We start from the raw sequence: 10,137 nt of genomic DNA, 5'->3' as shown, positions 1-10,137 counted from the left end.
CCGCTGGAACAACTCCCACAACTCATCCGGCACCAGCCGCTCAACAATCCCCACACCGGAAGCCTACCGAACACCCCAAATGAGATGACCTCTAAGACGCCATTTCGTTTGGCGTGATCTTGCGGCAGTCTGGGGTGGTGACTGCTTCGCTTGTTGAGCGGATGGTGCCGGACGGTTTGTGGGAGCTGTTCGAGCGGGTGGTGCCACCGGCGCCCGAACGCCCGCAGGGTGGTGGCAGACGTCGGCGCGGGGACCGGGAGGTTCTGGCCGCGATCATCTTCGTGGCCACGTCGGGATGCACGTGGAACCAACTGCCGCCGGGCTTCGGCCTGTCGGGGGTGACCGCGTTCCGCCGGTTCACCGAGTGGTCCGAGGCCAGGGTGTGGGCCAAACTGCACCGTCTGGTCCTGGACGAGCTCGGCTCGCGCGGCGAGCTGGACTGGTCGCGGTGCGCGATCGACTCCGTCAGCGTCCGTGCACTCAAAGGGGGCTGCTGACGGGACCGAATCCGACCGACCGTGGCAAGAGCGGATCGAAAATCCACCTGATCGTCGACCGGAACGGCCTGCCCCTGTCGATCGGCATTTCGGCAGCCAACCTTCACGACAGCCAGGCCTTGATTCCTCTGGTGCAAGGCATCCCGCCCGTTCGGTCTCGCCGCGGCCGCCGGCGCCGCAAGCCCGCCAAACTCCACGGAGACAAGGGCTACGACTACCGTCACCTGCGACGATGGCTCGCCGCCCGCGGGATCAGGCATCGCCTCGCCCGCAAGGGTGTTGAGTCTTCCCGGCGGCTGGGCCGACATCGCTGGGTCGTCGAACGCACCGTTTCCTGGCTTCAGGATGCCGACGTCTTCACCGCCGCTATGAGCGTAAGCCCGAACACTTCCTCGCCTTCACCGCCATCGCGGCAACCCTCATATGCCACCGACGCATCGCCAAATGAAATGGCGCCTAAAGTGCGCCGGTGACTAGTAGTGCCTGGTCAGGTCGGTATGGGTGTGGGTATGGCGTGGTGGCAGGTGGGGCAGGCGCCGGTCCACAGGGCGAGGAGGGTCTGCAGCTCGCGGACGACTTGGTAGAGGCTCAGGCCGACGCCAGATCTTTTGGGGTGCGGGCCAGTCGTTGCAGGGTGCAGAAGGCGTGTGCGACGGAGACGAGGGTGACGTGGTGGTGCCAGCCGTTGAAGGTCCGGCCCTCGAAGTGGGCCAGTCCCAGGGCCTGTTTCATCTCCCGGTAGTCGTGCTCGATGCGCCAGCGGAGCTTGGCGAGGCGGACCAGGGTGGTCAGCGGCATGCCGGAGGGCAGATCCGACAGCCAGAACTGCACCGGCTCGCTCTCACCGGCCGGCCATTCGGCCAGCAGCCAGCACACGGGCAGCTCCGGGCCGTCGGTGTTCTGGCGGACCTCGCGTCCGGCGGGCCGGACGCGCAGGGCCACGAAGCGGGAGTACATCCGCTTCACGCCCGAGCGGCCGGTGCCGGGCCGGGAGCCCTGGCGCCACTGCACCGGCCGGGCTGCCTTGCGGCCCGCCGCGATGACCAGTTCCTTCACCGAGCGGGGCTGGTCGGGATACTTCGCCACCGGTGGGCGTCCGGTCCCCGAGTAGGGCTCGGTCACCGGGACCGCGTCGGCGCTCTGGGCCGACAAGGTGCTGGAGATCCCCACCACGTAGTTCAGGCCGCGGGTCTGCAGTCCGTGCCGGAACGCGGCGGCATCGCCGTAGCCGGCGTCCGCGACGGCCAGCGGCACCTCCAGTCCCCAGGAACGGGTCTCGTCGAGCATGTCCAGGGCCAGCTGCCACTTCTCCACGTGCCCGACATCGTCCGGGATGCCGCAGGCGCTGCGGCGGGCGACCTTGTCCGGATCGGCCTTCGGCGAGGCGGGATCCCAGGCCGGGGGCAGGAACAGCCGCCAGTTGACGGCCGTGGAAGCACGGTCGGAGGCGAGGTGGAGTGAGACGCCGACCTGGCAGTTGGTGACCTTGCCCGCGGTGCCGGTGTACTGCCGCGACACACACGCCGACGCGGTTCCGTCCTTCAGGAACCCGGTGTCGTCGAAGACCAGGGCGTCCGGCCCGATCGCCGCCTCCATCCGCCAGGCCAGCTGGGCCCGGATATGGGCCGCATCCCACGGGCTGGTGGTGATGAAGTTGGCCAGTGCCTGCCGGTTCCCGTCCTCACCCAGGCGGGCGGCCATCGGCTCGACCGATTTACGCTTGCCGTCGGTCAGCAGCCCTCGCAGATAGACCTGCCCCCACCGGCGCTGATCCTTGCGCGCAAACGGCTCGAACACCTCCGCCGCGAACGCCTCCAACTCACCACGCACCACAGCAATCTCGTCCGGAGTCACACACCCTCAACGCCGCACCCCGCCCGAAGGACACGCACCACCACAACCGACCTGACCAGGCACTACTAGGAGTAGACCCACGTCGTAGCGTTTGGCGGGGCAGCGGTTCTTCGAGCCCGGTGGGCGTCAGGGGCCGGGCCTGGAGGGTTTCGGCACTCCGGCTGGCGTTGAGATCTTGGCGTGAAGTTTCGGAACCCGGGGCGGACCCGTCGCCGCACCGACGAGCGCCACGCCGCCACACTCTGCGGGACACCGAACTCCTCATCGAACTCGTAGGCGGCAAACTCTAGATCGCAGCCTCCCGGCCGCCCTGCATTCTTTTGGCGCCGAATCGGCGTTCCCATGCCTGCTATCGTCCGCATTGTTGTGCTACCGCGGACCCGGGCTGACCTCCCGGCGTCGCCAGATTGGGAGCCTTTCCTTTGAGCAGTGACGATGCCGTCAGCCGACTTCCGTCGCGAGCTTTCCGACTTGTCGTCACGGGCGGTGGCACGGGCGGGCACACCTATCCGGCGCTTACGGCGGTGCGGACCCTGCAGGCCAGGCTCGGTGCTGTCGGCAGAGCCCTGGATGTTCTGTGGGTTGGAACTGCTGAGGGCCTGGAAGCCCGGGTTGCTGCCGCCGAGCACATCCCGTTCGTCACGGTGGCCACTGGCAAGGTACGGCGCAGCAGTAACCCGTTGAAGCTTGTGTCGCCCGCCAATGTGCGGGACATGGGTCGGGTGCCGCTCGGTGTGGCGCAGGCGCGTTCGATCGTCTCCGATGCCTGTCCGGATGTCGTGCTGGCCACCGGCGGGTACGTGGCGGTGCCGGTGGGCGTGGCCGCCCGTATGTGCCGCCGTCCGCTCGTCGTGCACGAGCAGACTGTGCGGCTCGGCTTGGCCAACCGGGCGCTCGCCCGTGCCGCAACGCGGTTCGCCGTGTCGTCGGCGTCCTCGCTTCAGTACCTGCCGGAGGACTCCCGGGCGTCTGCGGTCGTCACCGGGAATCCGGTGCGTCCTGAGGTGCTGTCCGGTCACGCGGACAAGGCCGTCGAGGCCCTTGGGCTGGGCCGGTTCGACCGCGCCCGTCCGACTGTGTACGTGACAGGCGGTGCGCAGGGATCGCAGCAGATCAACCGGCTGGTGGGCGAGAGCCTGCCCTGGCTGCTGTCCCGGGCCAATGTGATCCACCAGTGCGGGCCCGCTCACGAGACCGGACTGCGGGATCAGGCGGCGGCATTGCCCCGTGAGCTGTCGGAACGGTACACGGTGATGGGCTTCGTCGGCCCGGAGCTGCCCGATGTCCTAGCCCTCGCGGATGTGGTGATCTCCCGCAGTGGTGCGGGCACGATTGCGGAGCTGACCGCGCTGGGGAAGGCGGCCGTGCTGGTCCCGCTCGCGACCTCGGCCGGCAACGAGCAGGAGCACAATGCCCGCCACCTGCAGGACTCCGGTGCGGCGGTCGCTCTGCTCGGCACGGCGAAGCCCGATACCCTGCGTGAGGCGGTTGCGCCCCTGCTGGCTGATCCTGTCCGTCGCGCCGACATTGCGGCCCGCGCCCGGTCGCACGGGCGGCCCGATGCCGCCGATCGGCTGGTGGATGTCCTGTTGTCCGTCGTCACCGGCGAGTAGCAGTACCTCTACGGCAGATGCGGGCAGGCGCCGTCCACGATGGTCTTCACGCATGCGGTGAATGCCGGGTAGGCGTCCTGCCAGGGGTCGTGCACGTCCTTGCCGTCGAGGTACAGCCGCAGCTTTGGTCCGCTCGTCTCGTCGGCCAGTTCGTGGAGCTCGCGCAGGACGGAACGGTCCATCGCCAGCACGGTGTCGGCCCACTGCAGCATCCGGTGGTTGACCTTGACGGCGCGGTGGTCCTCGATGTCGTAGCCGGACTCGGCGGCCGCCCTGATCATGTTCGTGTGGGCGCCCTTGCCGACGTGCTTCTCGCGCAGGCCGGCCGAGCGGATCTCGACCTTGTCGCCGCCGAGCTGGGCGAGGACGGCTGCTGCTATCGGGGATCGGTTGTGGTTGCCCACGCACACGACGAGGATGCGGCGCCGGCGAGGGAACCGGCCGGTGCCATCGTCCCGCGCGTGGCAGTCCGTGGAAGGCGCGGTGCTTGTTTGGTCGGTCATGGTGTCTCTCCGGTCTGGTCGGTGGCCGGTGCGTTGGTGGCCCACGGCGTGGGCACCCGTTACGACGTCGCGCGAAGTGCCCGGCTGAGCGCTGCTACGGCGAAGTGGGCGGCCTCGTCGCTCAGCGCCGGGTGGAACGGCAGGCTGAGAATCTGCCGGCCGATCTCGTCGGTGACGGCCAGCGGGCGGTGCCAGGTGGCGAATGCGGGCTGTGAGTGGTTCGGCGGGTAGTGCACGCCCACCCCGATGCCCTGGCCGCGCATGACCTCGAACACGGTGTCGCGCTGGTCGGCACTGATGCGCACGACGCAGTTGAACGGCACGCTGCGGTCCACGTCGACGTCGACGAGAAGGGCGGCGTCCAGCTCGCTCAGCGCCTCCCGATATGTACGCCACAGGTGGGTGCGCTTGGCCGCGACGGTGGAGAAGTGTTTGAGCTGGACCAGGCCGAACGCGGCGTTGATCTGGGACAGTTCGCTCCTCAGTCCCGGGCCCTCGACCGCGTACGACGTGATCGAGGCACGCTCTTCCCTCGACTGCGCGAGCCCGAACAGACGCAGGCTCCGGGCCCGGCGTGCTTCCTCGGGGCTGCGCGGCACGATGGCGCCGCCCTGGCCCGTCGTCAGGTTCTTGATGGGGTCGAAGGAGAAGCACGTCAGCGCCCCGGTGCTGCCGACCATCCTGCCTTTGGTGCGAGAGCCGAAGGCATGAGCGGCGTCCTCGATGAGAAGGATGCCCCGCGCGTCGAGGACGTCCCGGATGCTGTCCAGGCCGACGGCCCTGCCGCCGTACAGCACGGGCATCACGGCGCGTGTGTCCGGGCTGAGCGCGCCCAGAACGCCGTCGCTCGTCACGCACAGCGTGGCCGGGTCGACGTCGATGAACCGGGGTACGGCGCCGACGGCCACAATCGCCTGGACACTCGCGCAGAAGGTGAGCGAGGGGACGATCACCTCGTCTCCCGGACCGATCCCGGCGGCCTGCAGGCCGATGACCAGCGCCGTGGTCCCCGAGGACACCGCAACCACATCCTCGACCCCGAGGTAATGGGCGATGGACTGCTCGAACCGCTCGGTCAGCGGACCGTGCCCGTACTGGCCGGCGGCCAGCACTGCTGCTATCGCCGCCGCCTCACCGCCGTGCAGGAAGGGACTCGCGTTTTGGCCGACCCCGGCCGGAAGGGTAGTCGTCTGCATCTCTGCCTTTCCCTCTTTGATGGCTGGCGGGATGACGGCACGTTCAGCAACGTTCGGGGACGGGGCGGGCCTCGGTGGAGAGCACCGCGACGTACTTCGTCAGGTAGACGTCCGGCTCGTACTCGAGGCTGTCGTGGTCGACGTCGCCGTGGAACAGGGCGTTCACGCTCTGCCTGACCATGTCGGCGCCAGCTGCTTCGCTCAGGAGGAACCCGGCGGCGAACCGCAAGTTGATCTCTGTCATGACGATGCGGTCGGAGCCGTCCTGGGTGATGAAGCCCTGCACGTCGGCGGGCCCTACGGCCCCCACGGCGGCCAGGACGTCCTTGACCCGTGCCGTGGCCTCGTCGTCGTGGAAGGTGGCCGCGACCAGCGACAGTCCGCCGTGGACCATGAGCCGCTTGCGCAGGACCACTGAGGCCCGGCCCTTGCGGTCTACGAGGCAGTCCGCGGAGAACTCCTGGCCTTCGACCCTTTCCTGCACGATGGGGTCGGTGACCAGTTCGCACAGGATTCTCGCCTGCGCTGTGGTGGAGCAGAAGTACAGGTCTATCGAGCCCTGCCCGCGACGCGGTTTGACGACGAGCCGGCAGCCGTCGGGGACATGGTCGATCTCGTGGGGCAGGTACGTCGCCGGAGTGGGGATGCGGTGCTTCCTGACCACCTGGTCGAAGACCGCTTTGTCGATCGAGGCCTTGACCGCGGCCGGCGGCGGGAGCAGTGTGCTCACCCCGAGGCCCGTCAGCTCCTCCTGCATCGCGATGAGCGGGGGCAACTCGTGCTCGACCGTCGACACAAGCCCCTCGACACGCAAGTCTGCGCACAACTGGCGGAGATCCCTGGCGTAGTTGGGGCTGTCGGCCCGGGCGACGGTGCGCGCGGTGATCCCGGGGGTCAGGAGCCCCGGGGCGAGTGGGTTCGAATCGGTGCCGATGACCTCGTGGCCGAGCTTGAGCAGTTCCATGGCCAGATCCAGCCCGGGGGCCCCTCCGACTCCGGTGACCAGGATCCGCCGGGGGGTCGTGCTCTCCTGCATGATGCGTCCTCTCGTTCGGAGGCGGGTGGGCGCTACGCGGCGGCGGGACCGGCTGCGGTGGGGAGGCGCCACCAGTCGGGGTGTTGCCGGTACCACTCGACGGTCTCGGCGAGGCCCTCCTGGAAGTCGCGCTGCGGGCGGAAACCGAGTGCCTCGGCCTTCTTCCAGTTGATCGAGTAGCGGATGTCGTTGGCCGTGCGGTCCGGCACGTAGGTGATGGCGTCGGTGCTGGCTCCGGTTTCGCGGACCAGGAGTGTGGTGAGTTCGTTCGTCGTCAGGTCCGTGCCGCCGCCGAGGTTGTAGACCTCTCCCGGGATGCCCTTGCGGAGCACCGTTTCAATGCCCTGGCAGTTGTCCTCCACGTGAAGCCAGTTGCGCACGTGCTCGCCGTGGCCGTGCACGGTGACCGGCTTCCCCTGCAGGAGGCGGGTGACGAACCTCGGGATGATCTTCTCGGGGTACTGGCAGGGCCCGTAGTTGTTGCTGGACCGGGTGACGCACACCGGGACGCCGTAGCTGTGGAAGTAGGCAGTCGCGATCATGTCGCTGGCCGCTTTCGACGCGGAGTACGGCACGGTCGGCCGCAGTTGGTCGTACTCCATGGCGGAGCCTGACGGCAGCGATCCGTATACCTCGTCCGTCGAGGCGTGGACGAATTTGCGGATCCCGGTCCGCCATGCGCAGTCGAGCAACGTCTGGGTGCCGAGCACGTTCGTCGAGACGAAGTTGCCCGCGTCGGCCAGGGACCGGTCTACGTGCGACTCGGCCGCGAAGTGGACCACCGCGTCGTGCTCGCTCATGAGCTGGAGCGTGAGCTCCCGGTCGAGGATGTTGCCGGGGACGAAGGTGAACTTCGGGCAGGACAGCGCAGTCTGCAGGTTCTTGCGGTTCCCCGCGTAGGTGAGGGCGTCAAGGACGGTCACTTTGGCGATGCTGTCGTCCTGCAGGAGCCGCCGGGTGAAGTGCGAGCCGATGAAACCGGCGCCGCCCGTGACAAGGACCTTTTCCATGTGTCTGGCCTATCTGCGAGTCGGGTGATGTGACGGCTGAGCGCAGTACGCGCGGCGTGCGGGGAGAACGGTCAGACGCCGGCGCAGGCCGCGTACTGCGGGAGAACACCGGCAGCCATTGCTTGGCGAAGGCTGGGTGCTGCGGCGTCCTTCGCCGAGAGGACGGGGGCGATGCCGGCCGGCCACCGGATGCCGACGTCGGGGTCCCGCGGATGCACACAGTGCTCGCGTGCCGGGTCGTGGCCTTCGGACAGCAGGTAGACGACAGCCGAGCCGTCCTCAAGGGAGAGGAAGGCGTGGGCCAGGCCCTCGGAGAGGACGAGCGTGGTGTGGTTGTCCTCGTCCAGCCGCTCCATGTGCCACGTTGCGAAGGTGGGAGAGCCCTGCCTGAGGTCCACCACCACGTCCAGAACGGCTCCGGACACGCACGTGACGCCCTTGGCCTGGCCGGGCGGTACGTCCGTGAAGGCAATGCCGCGCAACGCGCCGCGCCGTGAGACAGAAACGTTCGCCTGCATCAGGCGCAGACTTCGGCCGGTCGCCGCTCGCAGCGCATCGTCTCTGAACCACTCGGTGAACGAGCCGCGGTTGTCGTGATGGGTGACCGGCTCGTACTTCCATGCTCCTGGAACAGCCAGCGGACGCAGATCCGGTGGGGTCGTCATCAGCCCTCCTTGCCGTGACTCCGCGGCTCGGCGCGGAATCACGGCGCTCGGCGGTCCGCAGACGTGGGGCACGGTCCTGCGGGACGTTGTCGAGCGCCGCCCGGCGCTCCGGTCACGGGTCCGGAGACCGGGCGGCACATTCCCAGGGAATCGGCTCTCGCGCCTGCGGGGGAGGCACACAAAGGGGGCTAACAGATCACATGACAATCCGAGGGTTTTCCGCGGCCCGGTCCGGGCCTACGCTCGGGCCACCCCACGGCAACGGGGCCGCGGGGCCCGAACTGATGGGGGCCGAGTTGGCAGGCACACAGCGCCGCACCCGGGTCCGCAACGAGGAGCTGGCGCGTCTCATCCAGGCAGCCGGCGCCAGTCACAAATCTCTCGCTCACCAGGTCAACCGGATCGCTCGGGAGGCCGGGCGGGAGACGAAGTACGCGCACACCAGCGTCGCCAATTGGGTGAACTTGGGAATGGTCCCCCGCGATCCCGTTCCGCGCTATCTGGCCGCTGCGCTGGGCGAACGTCTCGGACGGACCGTCACGGCCGAGGAAATCGGCATGTTCGACCGTCAACGCGGCGAAGGCGACATGGGGTTGGATTTCCCTCGCGACCCCTCCGATGCCATCCGCGTCGCCGCGACCTACTGGAGAACCGTGGACCGCCGAAAATTCGTCCGCAACGGATTCGCCGTCTCTGCCTTCACGACCCCCGTCACCCGCTGGCTGACCCAGCCCGCCGACACCGCCACCGTCCACCAGGGCGGCCGCCAGGTCGGGCGCGCAGACCTGGACGAGCTGTGGCAGGCCGCCGACGAAGCCCGGCTCTGGGACTCGAAATACGGCGGGGGGAACTGGAAGACCAGCTCCGTCACCGAATGCCTGCGCCTACGTGCGGCGCCCCTGCTGTCCGGCACCTACTCGCAGGCCATCGGCAAGGAACTGTTCTCCGCCACCGCCGAACTGTCCCGCGTCGTGGCCTGGTCCGCATTCGACATCGGCCAGCACGAGGCGGCGCAGCGCCACTTCGTCCAGGCGCTGCGCCTCGCCCGGGCGGCCGCAGACGTACAGGTCGGGTGCTACGTGCTGACCACGATGGCGCTGCAGACCCTGCTGCGCGGCTACCCGCAGCAGGCCGCGGACATGGCCGAAGGAGCCTACGAGCGCGCCAGGAACGTTGCCGCCCCGCGGGTCCTGGCCTTCGCGAAGCTGATCGAAGCCCGTGCGCACGGACGCGCGCACGACGCGAAGGCGGCAGGTGCCGCGCTGGCCCGCTCCGAGAACCTGCTGGGCTCGATCCGCCCCGAGTCGCACGACCCGGAGTGGCTGTCGTATTTCACGCACGCACGCCTCGCGGCGGACGCGACCGAGATCTACCGCGACCTGAAGAACCCGCAAGCGGCATTCACCTGGAACGACCAGGCCGACGCCATGCCCTGCGACCGGTTCACCCGGGCCGTCGGCATTCGCCTGTCCGTGCTCGCCAGCAGCCACCTCCAGGCCGATGACCTCGACCAGAGCCTCGCCGTCGGCTCCCGGGCCCTGGACGTCCTACGCACCGTGTCCTCGCCGCGAGCCCACGGGTACCTCCGCGACTTCACCGCGTCCCTGGAACCATGGAAGGAGAACCAGGCCGTCTCCGAGTTCATCCACAGGACACGGACTGAGCTCACTGTCAATGGCCTTGAAGTGCTCCCCGTAGGCGGCCAGGGTTTCGCCCCACTGGCGGCCTGCGAGATCTCCCCAACGGCGGCCAGTTATCTCCCC

At 68.7% G+C, this 10,137-nt stretch carries 8 protein-coding genes and 1 pseudogene; 3 read left to right on the top strand and 6 right to left on the bottom strand.

What is annotated here, in order from left to right; all coding sequences use genetic code 11:
- Nucleotides 1-161: 161 nt before the first annotated feature.
- Nucleotides 162-945 (top strand): annotated as a pseudogene (locus ACFYR3_RS45240) (IS5 family transposase).
- A 140-nt stretch (nucleotides 946-1,085) separates the two neighbouring features.
- Here ACFYR3_RS45240 and ACFYR3_RS45235 read toward each other — a convergent pair.
- The gene (locus tag ACFYR3_RS45235) at nucleotides 1,086-2,351 is read right to left on the bottom strand and encodes an IS701 family transposase (protein ID WP_389288224.1); all 1,266 of its coding nucleotides are present in this window, start codon (nucleotides 2,349-2,351) and stop codon (nucleotides 1,086-1,088) included.
- 422 nt (nucleotides 2,352-2,773) lie between these two features.
- Here ACFYR3_RS45235 and ACFYR3_RS45230 point away from each other — a divergent pair, with 422 nt between their 5' ends.
- Nucleotides 2,774-3,964 (top strand): glycosyltransferase, encoded by a 1,191-nt coding sequence (locus ACFYR3_RS45230; RefSeq protein WP_389288222.1) that lies wholly within the window; start codon nucleotides 2,774-2,776, stop codon nucleotides 3,962-3,964.
- Between the two features lie 8 nt (nucleotides 3,965-3,972).
- On the opposite strand, the gene ACFYR3_RS45225 is transcribed toward ACFYR3_RS45230, so the two are convergent.
- The 5 genes from ACFYR3_RS45225 to ACFYR3_RS45205 all read right to left on the bottom strand — a co-directional run bounded on the left by ACFYR3_RS45225 (nucleotide 3,973) and on the right by ACFYR3_RS45205 (nucleotide 8,356).
- On the bottom strand, nucleotides 3,973-4,467 hold the full coding sequence (locus ACFYR3_RS45225; RefSeq protein ID WP_389288220.1) for a low molecular weight phosphotyrosine protein phosphatase: 495 nt from the start codon (nucleotides 4,465-4,467) through the stop codon (nucleotides 3,973-3,975).
- Between the two features lie 59 nt (nucleotides 4,468-4,526).
- Nucleotides 4,527-5,663, bottom strand: a complete 1,137-nt coding sequence (locus tag ACFYR3_RS45220) for a DegT/DnrJ/EryC1/StrS family aminotransferase (protein WP_389288219.1) — start codon at nucleotides 5,661-5,663, stop codon at nucleotides 4,527-4,529.
- A gap of 43 nt (nucleotides 5,664-5,706) precedes the next feature.
- Nucleotides 5,707-6,699 (bottom strand): ATP-grasp domain-containing protein, encoded by a 993-nt coding sequence (locus tag ACFYR3_RS45215; RefSeq protein ID WP_389288217.1) that lies wholly within the window; start codon nucleotides 6,697-6,699, stop codon nucleotides 5,707-5,709.
- Between the two features lie 32 nt (nucleotides 6,700-6,731).
- Nucleotides 6,732-7,709, bottom strand: coding sequence for a dTDP-glucose 4,6-dehydratase (gene rfbB, locus ACFYR3_RS45210; RefSeq protein WP_389288215.1), 978 nt, complete (start codon nucleotides 7,707-7,709; stop codon nucleotides 6,732-6,734).
- Nucleotides 7,710-7,780: 71 nt separating this feature from the next.
- Nucleotides 7,781-8,356 (bottom strand): dTDP-4-dehydrorhamnose 3,5-epimerase family protein, encoded by a 576-nt coding sequence (locus ACFYR3_RS45205; protein WP_389288226.1) that lies wholly within the window; start codon nucleotides 8,354-8,356, stop codon nucleotides 7,781-7,783.
- 314 nt (nucleotides 8,357-8,670) lie between these two features.
- Here ACFYR3_RS45205 and ACFYR3_RS45200 point away from each other — a divergent pair.
- Nucleotides 8,671-10,137 (top strand): hypothetical protein (locus ACFYR3_RS45200; RefSeq protein WP_389288213.1); only part of this gene is annotated, 1,467 nt, incomplete at its 3' end.

This window comes from Streptomyces sp. NPDC005784, assembly GCF_042871525.1.
Lineage (GTDB): Bacteria > Actinomycetota > Actinomycetes > Streptomycetales > Streptomycetaceae > Streptomyces.
This window is presented reverse-complemented; position numbering and strand designations above follow the sequence as displayed.